The sequence below is a fragment of the Streptomyces luteolifulvus genome (assembly GCF_008806595.1).
Classification (GTDB): Bacteria; Actinomycetota; Actinomycetes; order Streptomycetales; family Streptomycetaceae; genus Streptomyces; species Streptomyces luteolifulvus.
Window position 1 is genome coordinate 231,835 of record NZ_VZRB01000006.1, and the last position, 15,910, is coordinate 247,744.

A 15,910-nucleotide genomic window follows, 5' to 3' on the forward strand; every position below is an offset into this window, starting at 1 on the left:
GGTACGAAGGGCGCCCCGATCGGGGCGCCCTTCGCTGTTCCTGCCGGCTGCTGTTCGTTCCTACTGGCCGCTGTTCGGATCCACCGGATCCTCGGGGATCTCACCCGTCGGTGACGTCGTCGGGGCCGTGGGCTCGTTCGTCGTCGGTGGGGTCGTCGGTTCCTCGGAGGTCGGCGGGGCGGACGTCGGCTCCTTGGTGGTCGGCGGGGCGGTCGTCGGCTCCTTGGTCGTCGGCTCGTCGGAAGGCGTGGAGGACGGCTTCTGCGAGAAGGTCGGCGACTGGATCGGCTGCACCGCGGCGCCCTGGTCGGTGTCCAGGTCGAACTGGGTGATCTTGGTGTCGACTCCGAAGGTGTACGCCGCCCAGATCTGCGCCGGGTAGCCGCCACCGTTGATACGGCCCGGGGCCGGGATGAGGCCCGTGGCGCCGGTCAGGGTGACCTGGGGGTGCGGCGGCTTGGCGGACTCGCCGAACAGGCCCACCGAGGTGACCAGGTTCGGGGTGTAACCGGTGAACCAGGCCGACTTGTTGTTGTCGGACGTACCGGTCTTGCCCGCGACCTTCTGGCCGATGCGCTTCGGGTTGTCCCGCACCGACGTCCGGGCCGTGCCGTCGTCGACCACGCCGGTGAGCACCGAGGTGACCGAGTCGGCTGCCTCGCGGCTGATGACCTCGTCCCCGACCGGATCCGGGGGGTCGACCTTGAGGGAGCTGTGCTCGACCTTCTTGATGACCGCCGGGGTGACCTTCTTGCCGTGGTTGTCGAGGGTGGCGTAGACACCGGCCATCTCCAGCGGGCTCGCGCCCATGGTGCCCAGGGTCTGCGCCGGTACCGCCTCCAGCCCGTCGGTGTGCATGCCCAGGTCGCTCGCGGTCTTGAGCACCTTGTCCATGCCGACGTCGACGCCCATCTGCGCGAAGACGGAGTTGATGGACTTGTTCATCGCCGTCTGGACGGTGACGTTCCCGTAGCTCCGGTCGTCCTCGTTCTCCGGGGCGAAGGCGATGTCGCTGCCCTCGACGGGGCGCTTGCTCGTGCCGTCGTAGACCGAGTTCGCCATGATCTGGTTGCCGTCCTGCGTCTCGGCCTCGTCGTCGAAGGCCGCGGCGAGGATCACCGGCTTGAAGGTGGAGGCGGGCTGGTAGTCCGGGCGGGTGGCGTTGTTCGTGTAGTGCTTGAGATAGTCCACGCCGCCGTACATCGCGACGACCGCGCCCGTCTTCGGGTTGACCGAGGCGGCACCGGCCTGAACGTTCCCGTCGACCTTGCGCTTCTTCTTGTCGAGCTTGCTGGTCAGCTGTTCCTTGACCGCCTTCTCCAGCGCCGTCTGCTTCTTCTTGTCGATGTTGAGCGTCATGGTCCAGCCGCCGGCCTCGACCATCGCCTCGGCCTGCTTGGCGTCCTCGGCGGTGCCCTGGGCGACAAGCTGCTTCTCCATCTCGTCGTTGGCGGCGTCCACCAGGTAGCCGATCTGGCCGCGCATACCGGCCGAGGGCCTCGGCTCCTTGGGCACCGGGAACTTCATCGAGTCGCGCTCGGCCTGGTCCAGCCAGCCCTCCTCGACCATGTTGTTCAGGACGTAGTTCCAGCGGTTCTTGACCAGCCTCTTGCCGTTGTCGGTGGCGACGGCCCAGTCGTACTGGCTCGGTGCCTGGAGCAGAGCGGCGAGGTAGGCGCCCTGCGCGACGCTGAGCTTCTCGGCGTCGACGCGGTAGTAGGCCTGGGCGGCGGCCTGAATGCCGTAGGCGCCGCGGCCGTAGTAGCTGGTGTTGATGTAGCCGGCGAGGATGAAGTCCTTGTCCTTCTCGCGGTCCAGCTTCAGCGAGATGACCAGTTCCTTCAGCTTGCGCGTGACGGTCTGATCCTGGGTCAGATAGTAGTTCTTGACGTACTGCTGGGTGATCGTCGAGCCGCCCTGGGCGCCCTTGCCGGAGAGCGTGTTGAGCAGACCGCGTGCCGTGCCCTTGAGGTCGACGCCGGCGTCCTTGTAGAAGGTCTTGTTCTCGGCGGCGACGAAGGTCTTCTGCACGGGCTTGGGGACCTGCGCGAGGTCCACGACCTCACGGTTGAGGTCGCCGTTGCGGGTCAGGATCGTGCCGTCGCTGTACTTGTAGACGTTGCTCTGGAGCCTGGCGTCCTCGTTCCCGCTGGCGGGGATGTCGATCATCAGGTACAGCACGACGAAGGAGCCGATACCGAGCAGACACAGGCCGAAGAACGTACCCAGGATCTTCTTCCAGGTGAACAGCCTGCGTATGAGGCTCTTGTCGCTCGTGCCGCCCCTGGCGCTCCTCCTGGCGGCCGCCCGGCCCCGCGGAGCCGTCGGCGCCGAGCCCATGGCCGCCTGCGACGAGCGGTTCCTGGGCGCTGCGCGACGGCCACCACGCTGTCGCGCTCGTCTCTCTTCCGCTCGTCCCATGAGTCGCTTCGCTCCGCTTTCTACTCGGCCGTCATGCAGGGTCGTGGCTCAGGTCAGCTCAGAAAGCTAACACCGCTCTCTATGACAAACGGCGCGCGATCCGGTCTTTACGGGCGTGAGAATCAGCACCCGTTCCAACGGAACCGACGAATAACGGGGGCCGAGGGTTGCTCGGGATGCGGCAGGGACGGTTAAAGTGCTATCACTTAGATAGACCGGAGCTAGCGACAGCGACCGGAGCACCGACAGAACGGGGACCCCATGTCCGCACACACCGACGACATACCCGAGATGCCCGCGCCACGCGTGCAGGAGTTCGCCGCGCACAACATCGGCGGCGGGCTCGCGCTGCTGCTCGGGCTGGTCGGACTGCTGATCGGCGCCGGGACGATCATGGGCGGCTCGACCGTCGCCGTGGCGGGCCCCAAGGCCGCGCTGATCGTCACCGGCATCGTGATCGCCGCCGCCGCGTTCCTCGCGATGTGCGGGCTGAACATGGTGTCGCCGGGTGAGGCGCGGGTCGTGCAGCTCTTCGGGCGGTACCGGGGGACGATCCGCGAGGACGGGCTGCGCTGGGTGAACCCCTTCACCTCCCGCGCGAAGATCTCGACCCGCGTCCGCAACCACGAGACCGCCGTCCTCAAGGTGAACGACGCCTACGGCAACCCGATCGAGCTCGCCGCGGTGGTCGTATGGAAGGTCCAGGACACCGCGCAGGCCAGCTTCGAGGTGGACGACTTCCTGGAGTTCGTCGCCACCCAGACCGAGGCGGCCGTACGGCACATCGCCATCGAGTACCCCTACGACGCCCACGACGAGGCCGGGCTGTCGCTGCGCGGTGACGCGGAGGAGATCACCGAGAAGCTCGCCGTCGAACTGCACGCACGCGTGGAGGCGGCCGGGGTGCAGATCATCGAGTCGCGGTTCACGCATCTCGCCTACGCACCCGAGATCGCCTCGGCGATGCTCCAGCGGCAGCAGGCGGGGGCGGTCGTCGCGGCCCGGCGGGAGATCGTGGACGGAGCCGTGGGGATGGTCGAGGCGGCACTCGCCCGGATCACCGAGCGGGACATCGTGGAGCTGGACCCGGAACGGAAGGCAGCGATGGTGTCCAACCTGATGGTGGTGCTGTGCGGCGACCGGAGCCCGCAGCCGGTCCTCAACACCGGGTCCCTCTACCAGTGACGACCCCGTCCGAGGGCCCGGCCCCTCAGCGTCGGCCGCAGCAGCGCAAGCAGGTGCTGCTGCGGTTGGACCCCGCGGTGTACGAGGCACTGGCCCGCTGGGCGGGCGACGAACTGCGGTCGGCCAACGCGCAGATCGAGTTCCTGCTGCGCAGGGCGCTGCAGGAGGCGGGGCGGCTGCCGGGCGAGGCGGGTCCGCTGCCCCGCCGCGGGCGGCCGCCCCGGTCTCAGTAGCAGAACCGTGACAATCGGCCCCCACCTGCGCTCCCCCACACCCCGCCATGATCTACACACTCCGCGTATACATGGCGGGTATACACGCTGTGTAGAGTGCTGTCATGTCCATCGGTCACACCCTTCTGGGCCTGCTGGAGTCGGGGCCGCGCCACGGCTACGACCTGAAGCGGGCCTTCGACGAGAAATTCGGTCACGACCGGCCGCTGCACTACGGCCAGGTCTATTCGACGATGTCGCGCCTCCTGAAGAACGGACTCGTCGAGGTCGACGGGATCGAGGCGGGCGACGGCCCCGAGCGCAAGCGGTACGCGATCACCGACGCCGGGGTCTCCGACGTGGCGCTCTGGCTCGCCACTCCGGAGAAGCCCGAGCCGTATCTGCAGTCGACGCTGTACACCAAGGTCGTCCTCGCGCTGCTCACCCACCGCAACGCGGCCGACCTCCTCGACACGCAGCGCTCCGAGCATCTGCGGATGATGCGGATCCTCACCGACCGCAAGCGCAACGGCGATCTCGCCGACCAACTGATCTGCGACCACGCACTCTTCCATCTCGAGGCCGACCTGCGCTGGCTGGAGCTGACCGCCGCGCGTCTCGACAAACTCGCCGAGGCGGTGACCCGATGACGCATCATCCGGCTGGTTCCCTGCTCGCCGCGTCCGGACTGCGCAAGACGTACGGTCCCACGACCGCCCTGGACGGCGCCGAGTTCTCCATCCACCCCGGCGAGGTCGTCGCCGTGATGGGCCCCTCCGGCTCCGGCAAGTCGACCCTGCTCCACTGCCTCGCCGGGATCGTGCCGCCCGACGCGGGCTCGATCACGTACAACGGCCAGGAGATGGCCGGGCTGAGCGACACACAGCGCAGCGCGCTGCGGCGGTCCGAGTTCGGGTTCGTGTTCCAGTTCGGGCAGCTCGTTCCCGAACTGACCTGCGTCGAGAACGTGGCCCTCCCGCTGCGGCTGAACGGCACCGGCCGCAAGGAGGCCGAGCGCACCGCGCTGGCCTGGATGGAGCGCCTGGAGGTCGACGACCTCGGGGCCAAGCGGCCCGGCGAGGTCTCCGGCGGTCAGGGACAGCGGGTCGCCGTCGCCCGCGCGCTGGTCACCGGCCCGCGCGTGCTGTTCGCCGACGAGCCCACCGGCGCACTCGACTCCCTCAACGGCGAGCGCGTGATGGAACTGCTCACAGAGGCCGCCCGGTCCACCAACGCCGCCGTCGTGCTGGTCACGCACGAGGCGCGGGTGGCCGCCTACTCCGACCGCGAGATCGTCGTACGGGACGGGAAGTCCCGGGACATGGAGCGGGCCGTATGAGCGCCGGCCAGTGGTCGCGCGACCTGGGCATGGGCGCCAAGTTCGCGTTCACCGGCGGCCGCGAGGGCTGGGTCCGGGTCCTGCTGACGGCCGTCGGGGTCGGGCTGGGAGTGGCGCTGCTGCTGCTCACCACCGCACTGCCGGGCGCGATCAAGGCCCGGGACGACCGGGGATCGGCCCGCGACGACTTCACGTACATCAGCGAGGCCAAGCCGAAGGCCGACGACACGCTCATCATCGCGCGCACCGACTCGACGTACCACAGTGAGGACATACGCGGCCGGCTGACGGAACCCGAGGGTCCCAAGGCGCCGCTGCCTCCGGGCATCACGAAGTTTCCCGCGCCCGGGGACATGGTCGTCTCGCCCGCACTGGACAGGCTGCTGAAGTCGGACTCAGGCAAGCTGCTGCGCGAACGCCTGCCCTATCGCGTCACCGGCACCATCGCTCAGTCCGGGCTCATCGGCCCCGCCGAACTCGCCTACTACGCGGGCGCCGAGGGCCTGGGGAAGCGTCTGTCGGGCGGCAAGGTCGAGCGCATCGACTACTTCGGGCCGTCCGTCAAGCCACCTGGCGAGGGTCTGGACCCGGTCCTGCTGCTGCTCGTCCTCATGGTCTTCACCGTGCTGCTGATGCCGGTCGCCGTGTTCATCGCCGCGGCCGTGCGTTTCGGCGGCGAGCGCCGGGACCGCCGACTCGCGGCACTGCGCCTGGTCGGCGCGGACGGGCGGATGACCCGCCGGATCGCGGCGGGCGAGGCGCTCGCGGGGTCGCTGCTGGGATTGGTCTTCGGTACCGCGTTCTTCCTGGCGGGGCGCCAGTTGGTGGCGTTGCTCGAGGTGCGCGATGTCAGCCTGTTTCCCAGCGACCTCGATCCGTCCCCCGCGCTCGCCCTGCTCGTTGCGGCCGCCGTGCCCGCCGCGGCCGTCCTGGTGACGCTGTTGGCACTGCGCGGTGTCGTCATCGAACCGCTCGGCGTGGTCCGCACGACCAAGCCCCCGCGGCGCCGCCTGTGGTGGCGGCTGCTGCTGCCGCTGGCCGGCCTCGGCCTGCTGTACCCGATGGTCGGACAGGGCAACGGCAACGGCGACTTCAACGAATGGATGGTCATCGGCGGCACGGTCCTGCTGCTCGTCGGCATCACCGCTCTGCTGCCGTGGATCGTCGAGGCGGTGGTCGCCCGGCTGAACTCCGGCTCGGTTTCCTGGCAACTGGCCGTCCGCAGGCTCCAGCTGAGCAGCGGAACGGCCGCCCGCCTGGTCAACGGCATCGCGGTCGCGGTGGCCGGCGCGATCGCCCTGCAGATGCTGTTCTCGGGAGTCGAGGCCGCCTACACCAAGGAGACGGACAACGACGTCAGCCGGGCCCAGATGACCGTCGACGTGCGGGGCGGGGCGTCCCAGGAGAAGGTCGCCCGGGAGTTCGCACAGACCAAGGGCGTGCAGACGGCGAAGACCATCACCACGACGTATGTCGGAGAGCGGACGAACAATCCGGAGACGTCCATCGAGGTGGCCGTCGGCAGCTGTGCGGCACTGCGCGAGGTCGCGACCCTGAAGTCCTGCCGGGACGGCGAGATCTACCGCATCCTCGGCGGTGAGTACGACGAGGGCACCAGGGAGCTCGCCCAGGCCGGCCGCACGGTCTACTTCGACCCGTCGTACACCGACTACGAGCACCCTGCGGCGGCCTGGAAGGTGCCCGCAGGGCTGAAGACGGCGGCGCCCCGCGAGGACCCCACCGGCTACGCCCGGGACGGACTCCTCATCACTCCCCGTGCGCTGCCCGCGGCCGCGACGGCCGGCCTGTCGCAGAAGGTGTACGTCAGGTTCGACCCGTCGGTGCCGGACTCCCGCGACAACGTACGCAACACGGCCGCCCGGTTCGATCCGCTCGCGGACGTGTACAACATGACGGTCAGTGAGCAGTCCACCCAGTTCCGGTCCATCCGCACCGGGCTGTTCGTCGGCGCCACGTGTGTGCTGGTCCTCATCGGGGCGAGTCTGCTCGTCTCCCAGCTGGAGCAGCTGCGCGAGCGCAAGAAGCTGCTCTCGTCCCTGGTGGCCTTCGGCACCCGGCGCCGCACGCTGAGCCTGTCGGTGCTGTGGCAGACGGCGATACCGATCACGCTCGGCCTGGTCCTCGCCTCGACGGTCGGTCTGACGCTGGGCACGGTGCTGCTGAAGATGACGGGCACCAAGGTGACCGTCGACTGGCTGAGCGTGCTGACGATGACCGGCATCGGTGCCGCGGTCGTGCTGGTGGTGACCCTGCTCAGCATGCCGCCGCTGCTCCGGCTGATGCGCCCGGACGGGCTGCGCACCGAGTAGCGGCCGGCGGCCCCTCCCCCGCCACGGGGAGGGGCCACGGCATGCTCACAGGCTGTACTCCCGCACCACCCGCCGTACCTGGGCGAACAGCATGCCCACGTTCACCGACTTGCGGCAGACGACCACGGCGACCACGTCCTGCTGGTCGCTCATGCGCACGAACAGGTGGGTGAGGTTGTCGCTGTTGACCAGAATCTCCTGGAAGAAATGGGTGTCACTGGTGATCCCGCGGCGCTCCTTGAAGACGTCCTCGATCATCACGACCGTACGGCCCTGGAACAGGTCGAGGGTCGCTCCCGCCAGCAGATCCAGGACCTCGGGCGGATGGTTGTCGACCGTCTCGTACGACAGCAGCATGCCGGTCGACATGTCGACCGCGCCCGCGGCGACACATTCGGGGGCGTCGGTACGCAGGGACTTGACCAGGCCCATCACCTGATCGGAGAAACCGGGAGACATACGCTTCGTTGCCATGCCTTCACACTCCTTCCGTGGCCTTGTCAGTGAGGATCGCGCCGATCCGGTCCAGGGCCGGCTGGGTCGCCATGTGTAGACGGTCCACGTCCAGTCCCTCGTCGCCGAGCACGACGACCAGGGCGGTGTCGCCGACCGAGTAGAAGGCGGCGCAGCCGTGGCTGCCGTAGGTCACCGTCCGGCGCAGGATGCCGCGCGAGGTCGCGTCGGCGGTACGGCGGGCGAGGCCGAGGCCCGCCGCGGCGAGGGCGGCGAGGCCCTCGGGGTCGATGGAGTCGGCCGTGTCGGCGGCGATCAGCAACCCGTCGGCGGCCGCCACGGCGGTGTCGGTGATTCCGGTGACCTGTTCACGCAGGCCGCGCATTTCCAGCGCCAGCGCTTTGTGGTCCATGCAGTCAACTCTCCTGTTTCTGTTCACATCTGTTCGGCTCGTGCATGCACTCTTGTTCTCGCCGGCTCGTCCTGCCGGCTTGTGCATTCGCCTTGCTCATGTCGGCTTGCTCATGTCGCTTTCTTCGTTTCGGGTTCCGTTCCGCAGTCGGAAGAAGCCGCCGGGCCGTCGGCGAGGCAGGGCGGCCGGTACGGGGGGTGGCTGCGGTGGGGGGTATGCGGGAGGCTTGCGGTGGTGCACGCCCTGCCCTTCGGGGATGGCCCGGACCGGGATCGGCGGAGGCCCCTCGCACACGAGGAACCCCTCGCCGAGCATCCGGGCGATCTCGACGGTGACGGTGTAGACCCCGCGTCCTGACCGGAAGGCCAGGTCGCGGCAGGTACTGCGGCCGTCGGCCTGTGCGTGCAGCTCGCGTTGCAGCGCGGTGAGCGGGGCGGCGAGGTCCGGGACGGGGCGGGGGCGTTCACGGTCCGGCCGTACGGGGTGGGGCAGGGAGGTGATCGCCAGCAGTTTGCGGGCCGCGTCGTGGAGCAGCCTGATGGGCGGCTCGCCCACGGCGACCTGGGTGAACGGCTCGGCCGCGAGGCCGCGTTCGCAGCCGTCCACCCGGCCGGCGACGATCGCGAAGACCGCGTCGTGCAGGGCCATCGCGCAGACGACCCTGAGCTGCGCGGCGCCCGCGTACCCGCGGGTGATCAGTCCGGCCGCCGGCCAGCGCGCACCGCCGGCCTCCCGTACGAGACCGGCCCACTCCTCGCCGCTGACCCGGCCGGAGCGCAGCAGCAGAGCCTCCGGACCCGGGGCACCGGGGCTCTCGACCGCGACGACGAGTCCGCCGCGCAGATGGAAGGTGCCGCCGGGCATCCCGGACACACGCAGTTCCCCGCTGAACTCCTCACGCGCGCACGCGACCAGAGCCGACACGAGCAGGTCGTGACCGAACCGGTCGAGGGGACCCTGAATGTCCGACATCACTCCCCTTGGCCTGTCGCACATACGCCTGACGCGTAACGCTGAGGGAGGAATATGTATCAGCCCGGACGCATTTTCCGGGCGAGGTCTTGCTAGCTGCCTTCACCTGACGGAAGTTGAAATATCCAGCCGTTCGAAGAGCGATGTTCGGCGCTCATTTGAACGAATGTTGGAGAATGCTTTCAGGCGCCCTCGTCGAGCACCCGCACCGGCAACGGCCGCAACGCCTCACGCAGCGCGCCCGCCAGCTCCCCGTACTCGGCACCGCGCGCCGCGCCCGTGCGCATGGCCAGGGCGATGCGGCGGGTCGGGACCGGGTCGGCGAAGGAGCCCGTGAGGAGTTGGTTGCTGCGGGTTGTCTCGACCTTGAGGGCCGTGCGCGGGAGCAGGGTGACTCCGAGACCGCCGGCGACGAGCTGGACGAGGGTGGCGAGGCCGGCGGCGGTCGTGGTCACGGGGACGTCCTCGCGTCCGGCCTCCCGGCAGATGTCCAGGGCCTGGTCGCGCAGACAGTGCCCCTCGTCGAGAAGCAGCAGGTTCAGCGCGCGCAGCGCCTCGCGGGGGATGCCCTCGCGTCCGCCGAGCCGGTGACCGAGAGGTGTGAACAACGTCTTCTACCGCACGCGTCACCTGCTCTCGGACCACGAGTACGGCAATCTGCGGGCCGGCCTCCGGATGAACGTCATCGGCAACCCCGGTGTCGACAAGACCGACTTCGAGCTGTGGTCGTTCGCGGTGTCCGCCATCAACGGCTGCGGCCTGTGCCTCGACTCCCACGAGCAGGTGCTCCGCAAGGCGGGCGTCGAGCGCGAGGTCGTCCAGGAAGCGTTCAAGATCGCGTCCGTGATCCAGGCGGTCGGCACGACACTGGAGACGGAAGCGGTGCTGGCGGAGTAACTGTGCCGGCGGAGTAACTCGCCCTGCACTCATGGGGTCCCGGTCACCTTCGGGTGGGCGGGACCCGCTGTCTTACGCCGGCGGTGTGTCCGTCGTCGCCTGTGTCACCGGGGCCGCGTCGGCCACCGTGGCGCCCCTGGGTTTCGGGGAGTACCTGAGGGCCGGTTCCTGGGAGTACGCCCGGAGATAGCCCACCACCGTGTTGGTCACGGCGACCAGGGGCACCGCGACGACCGCGCCGCCGATGCCGGCGACCAGGCCGCCCGCCGCCACCGACAGGACCACCGCGAGCGGATGGACCCGGACGGCCCGGCCGAGGATGAACGGCTGGAGGATGTGCCCCTCGATCTGCTGGACCGCCAGGACGACCACCAGGGTCATCACCGCCGTGAACACGCCCTGGGTGACCAGGGCGACGACCACCGCCAGCGCACCGGAGACGACGGCGCCCACGAGCGGGATGAAGGCGAACAGGAAGATGAACACCGCGAGGGGCACGGCCATCGGGACGTCGAGGAAGTAGATGCCCAGGCCGATGAAGATCGCGTCGATCAGCGCCACTATCACCGTGCCGCGCACGTACGCCGTCAGCGTGCGCCACGCCCGCGGGCCCGCACCCGCGACGCCGGGCCGCGCCGCCGCGGGCACCAGCTTCAGCGTCCACTCCCAGATGCGCCGGCCGTCGTAGAGCAGGAAGAGGGTCGAGAACATCGTCAGGAGGATGCCGGTCAGGGCCTCGACCACGACCGTCACGCCCTCCAGACCCGCAGAAGTGATCGCGTCCGTGTTCGAGCCGATCGCTTCGCGCAGGTTCTTGGCGATCTCGTTGATCTGTTTGTCCGTGACATGGAACGGGCTGTTCAGGAGCCACTTGCGCAACTCGTCGATGCCGTCCTGGACTTGGTCGGAGAGATTGTCGATGTTCTCCATGACCTGCCAGGTCACGAACCACCCGATCAGCCCCATGACGACGAAGCCGAGGACCGCGGTCAGCGCCGTGGCGAGGCCCCCCGGGAAGCCGACCCGCCGCAGCCGCGCCACCGTCGGCTGGAGCAGCGCCGTGATCAGCAGCGCGCTCACAAAGGCGAGCACCACCAGTTGTACGGCGCTGATGACCCGCATCAGCACCCAGACCGTGCCGGCCAGCACGAGCAGCCGCCAGCCGGCCTCCGCCGCGACCCGCACTCCCCACGGCACGGCCTGCGCGGGGTCCGGGCGCGCCGCGGCCACGGGGGAGGGCACGGGCACGGGTTCGGGGTCACGGGACGCCGGGACGTGTTCCGCAGCCGTCACCGGTTCGGGCTCGTCGTTCTCCCGCTCCACCTCGGCACGCCGCTCGTCCAACCGCTCACTCATCTCGGTCAGTCCGGCGCCGAGCCGACCGAGCCACCATGGCACTCGCGACATGATCCGTCCTCTTCCCCCGTCGATCCCCACCACTCCCCTGGAGTCGTTGCGTCCGACCGTACATGGCGATAGCCCCTCCCCCTAGGACGGGGAGGGGCTGCGCGGGGTTGAGAGCGGGAGCCGGGGCCCCCGGAGTCTCAGTACCAGTTGTGGGCCTGCCAGAACGACCAAGCGCCACACGGGCTGCCGTACCGGTCGTTCATGTAGTTGAGGCCCCACTTGATCTGGGTGGCCGGGTTGGTCCGCCAGTCGGAGCCGGCGGACTCCATCTTGCCGGCGGGCAGGGCCTGGAAGAGACCGTAGGCACCGGAGGAGGGGTTGACCGCCTGGTAGTTCCAGCTCGACTCGTGGTCCACGATGTTGCTGAAGCACTGGAACTGGTCGCTCGCCACCATCTGCCGAGCCATCGCCTGGATCTGCGCGACCGAGTAGGAGCTCTGGACCGGGAAGTCCGCGGAGGAGGCGGAGCTGCGGCTGGCCGCGGCCTTCGCCTCGGCGCGCTCCTTGGCGGCTTCCTCGGCCGCCTTCTCGGCGGCTTCCTTCTTGGCGATCGCACTCTCGGCGGCCGCCTTGCGAGCGGCTTCCTCGGCGTCCTTCTTGGCGCTCGCGTCCGCCGCGATGGCCTGCACATTGGCCTGCTGCGTCAGGGAGGCGGTCTGCACCTGGGCCTGCTGGCCCGCGGGTATGTCCGCGAGGAGCGTCGAGTCGGCTGCCGTCGCCTCGGCGTCGTTGGGCTGCGCGGTGCTGCCCGAGGCAACTCCGACGACGCTACCGACAGCGGTGACCGCCGTGGCCGAAGCCACTGCGAACCCCCGGACCGAAATCCGGCTCACACGGTTTCCTTCCAGCATCGCCCGCTTCGGTGACCCTGGCGGACGCAATCGTGCCCCTGACACTGGCCTCCCAACTGCGGGGTCACGGGAGGCGCGGGCCCGGTGGGCAACTCCCCGAGGGAAGCGCCGCGTGGTGCTCGGGCGGCATACGACAACTCTATGGAGTTAGCAGTGCTTCTTCTGTGGTGCCGTACCGCTGGGGGTACAGGTGTGTCGTATGCGAGGCCTGACAGGAGTGAGACTCTGCCGTAACCGGACGCCGCAAGGCAATTCTGCGTTGCGTGTGAAAGCTCACATCGTGTTTGACCCAGGGGATTTCAAGAAACCCCCACACACGCCGACGCCGTCCGGCTAGGCTTCTCGCCTTTGCCGGACGGCGCCAACTGCCGCGTAATCCACCCCGATTGGGCGGTTGCTCTCAGATCTGCCCGTCCTCCAGCATTTCGGTCACAAGGGCGGCAATCTGGGACCTCTCGGACCGCGTCAGGGTGACATGCGCGAAGAGCGGATGACCCTTCAGTTTCTCGACGACGGCGACGACACCGTCGTATCGCCCGACCCTCAGATTGTCCCTTTGTGCCACATCATGGGTCAGAACGACCCGTGAATTCGCACCGATTCGGGACAGTACGGTCAGCAGGACGTTCCGTTCGAGTGACTGGGCCTCGTCCACGATCACGAACGCGTCATGGAGCGAGCGGCCGCGGATGTGGGTGAGCGGGAGGACCTCCAGCATGCCCCGCGCGGTGACCTCCTCGATGACCTCGCGGCTGGTGACCGCCGACAGCGTGTCGAAGACCGCCTGCGCCCAGGGGCTCATCTTCTCGGCCTCGGTGCCGGGCAGATAGCCGAGCTCCTGCCCGCCCACCGCGTACAGCGGCCGGAAGACCATCACCTTCTGGTGCTGACGGCGCTCCAGGACCGCCTCCAGGCCGGCGCAGAGCGCGAGCGCCGACTTGCCGGTGCCGGCCCGGCCGCCCATCGACACGATCCCCACGTCCGGGTCGAGGAGCAGGTCCAGCGCGATGCGCTGTTCCGCGCTCCGGCCCTTGATGCCGAACGCCTCACGGTCGCCGCGCACCAGCCGGACGTTGCCCTCGGCCGTGACCCGTCCCAGCGCCTTGCCCCGCTCGGACTGGATCGTCAGACCGGTGTGCACCGGCAGGCCGGCGACCTCGGGCACAAAGGCGTGCCCGTCCTCGAAGAGGATGTCCACCTGTTCCCCGCCCAGGGTCAGTTCTGACATCCCGGTCCAGCCGGAGGAGTCCGTGATGGCGAGCTCGGCGCGGTACTCCTCGGCGAGGAGGCCGACGGAGGACGCCTTGATCCTGAGCGGGAGGTCCTTCGACACGACGGTGACGTCGAACCCCTCGGCCTGCAGATTGCGGGCGACCGCGAGGATGCGGGAGTCGTTGTCCCCCAGGCGGTAGCCGGTGGGCAGCACGCTGGGGTCCGAGTGGTTGAGCTCGACACGTACGGTTCCGCCGAGGTCCCCGATCGGAATGGGGGCGTCGAGACGGCCGTGCCGGACCCGGAACTCGTCGAGCAGGCGCAGCGCCTGCCGGGCGAAGTAGCCGAGCTCGGGATGGTGCCGCTTGGCCTCCAGTTCCGTCACCACGACGATGGGGAGCACGACCTCGTGCTCGTCGAAGCGGTTCAGGGCGTTCGGGTCGGCCAGCAGGACGCTGGTGTCGAGAACATAGGTGCGCCGGTCTGGCTTGTGGCGCTTTGTGCTGGTCACCACGGAAGGACGTACCCCCTCGGATGAGGTCGGGGAGCGACGGAGTGGAACTGGACCGGTCGTCGGCCGCCCTGCGCGGGCCGAAAACCGGCCCTCCGCTTCCTCGTCCGTGCTGGGACCGCACGGTAGGGCTGGTGCAAAGGGCCTCCCGGGCGGACGGCCCCGTGCCGTCCGCTGAGATCCGACACCCGTGGTTCGGGCGTCGACCTGTCTGGCTTATGCCCTCGAACATGCGCAGCCATGCCACAGCACGTGACGGCGCCCCGGTGAACTCCTTGTTACTTCCGCCCCAAAAGGGGTAGTCAGGACACCCTTCGGGTGTCAGCCGCCGTAACGGCGATGGCGCGCAGCGTAGTCGCGCAGGGCGCGCAGGAAGTCCACCTTGCGGAACGCCGGCCAGAAGACCTCGCAGAAGTAGTACTCCGAGTGGGCCGTCTGCCACAGCATGAATCCGGACAGACGCTGCTCGCCACTGGTGCGGATCACGAGGTCGGGGTCGGGCTGGTCACCCGTGTAGAGGTGGCGGCCGATCATGTCGACGTCGACGGCCTCGGCGAGGTCCGGCATCGAGGTGCCCTTGTCGGCGGCGTCGAGGATCATCGAGCGCACCGCGTCGGCGATCTCCTGGCGGCCGCCGTAACCGATGGCGACGTTGACCACTATCCCGTCGACGTGGGCGGTGGCCTCCTCGGCCTCCTTCAGCGCGGTCTGCATCCCGGAGGGCAGCAGATCGGGGGTGCCCACGTGATGCACCCGCCAGCGGCCGTCCGCGGCGAGGGTGCGGACGACGTCCTCGATGATCCCGAGGAGCGGGCCGAGCTCGTCCTGGGGCCGGTCGAAGTTGTCCGTCGACAGCAGCCAGAGGGTCACGACCTCGACGTCCGTCTCGGAGCACCAGCCGAGGAACTCCTCGATCTTCTCGGCCCCGGCCCGGTGACCGTGCACGGTGGTGGAGCCCGCGGCCTTCGCCCAGCGCCGGTTGCCGTCCATGATGACGCCGATGTGCTTGGGCACCTGAGCGTGGTCCAGGTGGCCTTCCACCCGGCGTGCGTACAGCCTGACCAGCAGGCCGCGCAGCTTGTCGCGCAGGTTCACGTGATTGTCAGCCCCTCCGTACGGATCGGACAGGCGCGGCCCCGGTACGACCGAGGGCGGTCCTTGTCCGTGTGGCGGTCCGGGGGCTCCCTACGACGGTCCCCGGAGGCGAAGCCTACCCCTGCGGGGCGGAATCACGGCCAACGGGTGCTGGGGGTGGGGGCGGAGGGGAGGGGAGGAGAGGGGAGAGGGGGCGGGGGTCCGGACTCGTCGGCTCAAGGAAGCGGGCCCCCGGCTCAAGAAGGGGGGCGTCCCGGCACAAGAAGACGGGCCGGTCCGTGGGGGGGAGACGGACCGGCCCGAGGGGGGGCTTCCACCATAACCCTTTGTAAGTGATGCTGCGCGCATCGGCGTGTCACAATTACTCTCCGGAGTCGGGTGGCGACGCGCCGATGGTCACGTGAGGCCCTTTTCCGGGCTCCTTGATGGCCGAATCACAGCGGATGACTGGGGCATCGGGCGGGATACCGCCGGGATAGCGCCTGGATGGCGCGGAATGAGGAGGGATCGAGAGGGATCGGGAGGTTTTGATCCACCTTGAGGCCCGTTCGACGGCTTACCCCTACACGCACTTCCCTCGGGTGACCACGTCAGCGAATGGCCGCTTGACGCC

At 69.1% G+C, this 15,910-nt stretch carries 13 protein-coding genes and 2 pseudogenes; 6 read left to right on the plus strand and 9 right to left on the minus strand.

Translation table 11 applies throughout. From position 1 onward, the window contains the following. Window positions 1–60 precede the first annotated feature (60 nt). Window positions 61–2,421 carry a transglycosylase domain-containing protein gene (locus F7R91_RS11535; protein WP_150947285.1) on the minus strand — a complete coding sequence of 787 codons (2,361 nt, stop codon included), beginning with the start codon at window positions 2,419–2,421 and terminating at the stop codon, window positions 61–63. A gap of 261 nt (window positions 2,422–2,682) precedes the next feature. Between F7R91_RS11535 and F7R91_RS11540 the strand changes: the two genes are divergently transcribed. The 5 genes from F7R91_RS11540 to F7R91_RS11560 all read left to right on the plus strand — a co-directional run bounded on the left by F7R91_RS11540 (window position 2,683) and on the right by F7R91_RS11560 (window position 7,487). Next, a complete protein-coding gene (locus tag F7R91_RS11540) occupies window positions 2,683–3,606 on the plus strand; it encodes an SPFH domain-containing protein (RefSeq protein ID WP_150947287.1) in 924 nt (307 codons plus the stop codon). Next, window positions 3,552–3,839, plus strand: a complete 288-nt coding sequence (locus F7R91_RS11545; protein ID WP_191971445.1) for a hypothetical protein — start codon at window positions 3,552–3,554, stop codon at window positions 3,837–3,839. The genes F7R91_RS11540 and F7R91_RS11545 overlap by 55 nt, the downstream gene beginning before the upstream one ends. Before the next feature lie 104 nt (window positions 3,840–3,943). After that, complete coding sequence (locus tag F7R91_RS11550) at window positions 3,944–4,468, plus strand: PadR family transcriptional regulator (protein ID WP_150947291.1); 525 nt, start codon at window positions 3,944–3,946, stop codon at window positions 4,466–4,468. Next, a complete protein-coding gene (locus tag F7R91_RS11555; protein WP_150947293.1) occupies window positions 4,465–5,157 on the plus strand; it encodes an ABC transporter ATP-binding protein in 693 nt (230 codons plus the stop codon). The genes F7R91_RS11550 and F7R91_RS11555 overlap by 4 nt, the downstream gene beginning before the upstream one ends. After that, window positions 5,154–7,487 carry an ABC transporter permease gene (locus F7R91_RS11560; RefSeq protein ID WP_150947295.1) on the plus strand — a complete coding sequence of 778 codons (2,334 nt, stop codon included), beginning with the start codon at window positions 5,154–5,156 and terminating at the stop codon, window positions 7,485–7,487. Before F7R91_RS11555 ends, F7R91_RS11560 begins: the two co-directional genes overlap by 4 nt. A gap of 45 nt (window positions 7,488–7,532) precedes the next feature. Here F7R91_RS11560 and F7R91_RS11565 read toward each other — a convergent pair whose 3' ends face one another. The 4 genes and pseudogenes from F7R91_RS11565 to F7R91_RS11580 form a co-directional block, all read right to left on the minus strand. Next, window positions 7,533–7,961 carry a hypothetical protein gene (locus tag F7R91_RS11565; protein WP_150947297.1) on the minus strand — a complete coding sequence of 143 codons (429 nt, stop codon included), beginning with the start codon at window positions 7,959–7,961 and terminating at the stop codon, window positions 7,533–7,535. A gap of 4 nt (window positions 7,962–7,965) precedes the next feature. Next, complete coding sequence (locus F7R91_RS11570; protein WP_191971446.1) at window positions 7,966–8,352, minus strand: roadblock/LC7 domain-containing protein; 387 nt, start codon at window positions 8,350–8,352, stop codon at window positions 7,966–7,968. Window positions 8,353–8,448: 96 nt separating this feature from the next. Then, window positions 8,449–9,324 (minus strand): MarR family transcriptional regulator, encoded by an 876-nt coding sequence (locus tag F7R91_RS11575; RefSeq protein WP_150947299.1) that lies wholly within the window; start codon window positions 9,322–9,324, stop codon window positions 8,449–8,451. 182 nt (window positions 9,325–9,506) lie between these two features. After that, window positions 9,507–9,932 (minus strand): annotated as a pseudogene (locus F7R91_RS11580) (LysR substrate-binding domain-containing protein); the annotation flags it as partial. Here F7R91_RS11580 and F7R91_RS11585 point away from each other — a divergent pair. Further along, a pseudogene (locus F7R91_RS11585) lies at window positions 9,925–10,221 on the plus strand (carboxymuconolactone decarboxylase family protein); the annotation flags it as partial. The pseudogenes F7R91_RS11580 and F7R91_RS11585 overlap by 8 nt on opposite strands. A 72-nt stretch (window positions 10,222–10,293) precedes the next feature. Here the strand turns inward: F7R91_RS11585 and F7R91_RS11590 are convergent. The 4 genes from F7R91_RS11590 to F7R91_RS11610 all read right to left on the minus strand — a co-directional run bounded on the left by F7R91_RS11590 (window position 10,294) and on the right by F7R91_RS11610 (window position 15,297). Then, window positions 10,294–11,628 (minus strand): AI-2E family transporter, encoded by a 1,335-nt coding sequence (locus F7R91_RS11590; protein WP_150947301.1) that lies wholly within the window; start codon window positions 11,626–11,628, stop codon window positions 10,294–10,296. A 137-nt stretch (window positions 11,629–11,765) separates the two neighbouring features. Then, window positions 11,766–12,461 carry an aggregation-promoting factor C-terminal-like domain-containing protein gene (locus tag F7R91_RS11595; protein WP_150947303.1) on the minus strand — a complete coding sequence of 232 codons (696 nt, stop codon included), beginning with the start codon at window positions 12,459–12,461 and terminating at the stop codon, window positions 11,766–11,768. A gap of 418 nt (window positions 12,462–12,879) precedes the next feature. Beyond that, window positions 12,880–14,205 (minus strand): PhoH family protein, encoded by a 1,326-nt coding sequence (locus F7R91_RS11600; protein WP_150947305.1) that lies wholly within the window; start codon window positions 14,203–14,205, stop codon window positions 12,880–12,882. Window positions 14,206–14,523: 318 nt separating this feature from the next. Beyond that, a complete protein-coding gene (locus tag F7R91_RS11610) occupies window positions 14,524–15,297 on the minus strand; it encodes an isoprenyl transferase (protein WP_150947309.1) in 774 nt (257 codons plus the stop codon). Between the last annotated feature and the right edge of the window lie 613 nt (window positions 15,298–15,910).

Excerpts from the sequence above, each read along its gene's own strand:
- F7R91_RS11590 (WP_150947301.1), bottom strand. The coding sequence starts at position 11,628 with ATGTCGCGAGTGCCATGGTGGCTCGGTCGGCTCGGCGCCGGACTGACC.
- F7R91_RS11560 (WP_150947295.1), top strand. The coding sequence starts at position 5,154 with ATGAGCGCCGGCCAGTGGTCGCGCGACCTGGGCATGGGCGCCAAGTTC.
- F7R91_RS11565 (WP_150947297.1), bottom strand. The coding sequence starts at position 7,961 with ATGGCAACGAAGCGTATGTCTCCCGGTTTCTCCGATCAGGTGATGGGC.
- F7R91_RS11575 (WP_150947299.1), bottom strand. The coding sequence starts at position 9,324 with ATGTCGGACATTCAGGGTCCCCTCGACCGGTTCGGTCACGACCTGCTC.
- F7R91_RS11540 (WP_150947287.1), top strand. The coding sequence starts at position 2,683 with ATGTCCGCACACACCGACGACATACCCGAGATGCCCGCGCCACGCGTG.
- F7R91_RS11570 (WP_191971446.1), bottom strand. The coding sequence starts at position 8,352 with ATGGACCACAAAGCGCTGGCGCTGGAAATGCGCGGCCTGCGTGAACAG.
- F7R91_RS11535 (WP_150947285.1), bottom strand. The coding sequence starts at position 2,421 with ATGGGACGAGCGGAAGAGAGACGAGCGCGACAGCGTGGTGGCCGTCGC.
- F7R91_RS11555 (WP_150947293.1), top strand. The coding sequence starts at position 4,465 with ATGACGCATCATCCGGCTGGTTCCCTGCTCGCCGCGTCCGGACTGCGC.
- F7R91_RS11550 (WP_150947291.1), top strand. The coding sequence starts at position 3,944 with ATGTCCATCGGTCACACCCTTCTGGGCCTGCTGGAGTCGGGGCCGCGC.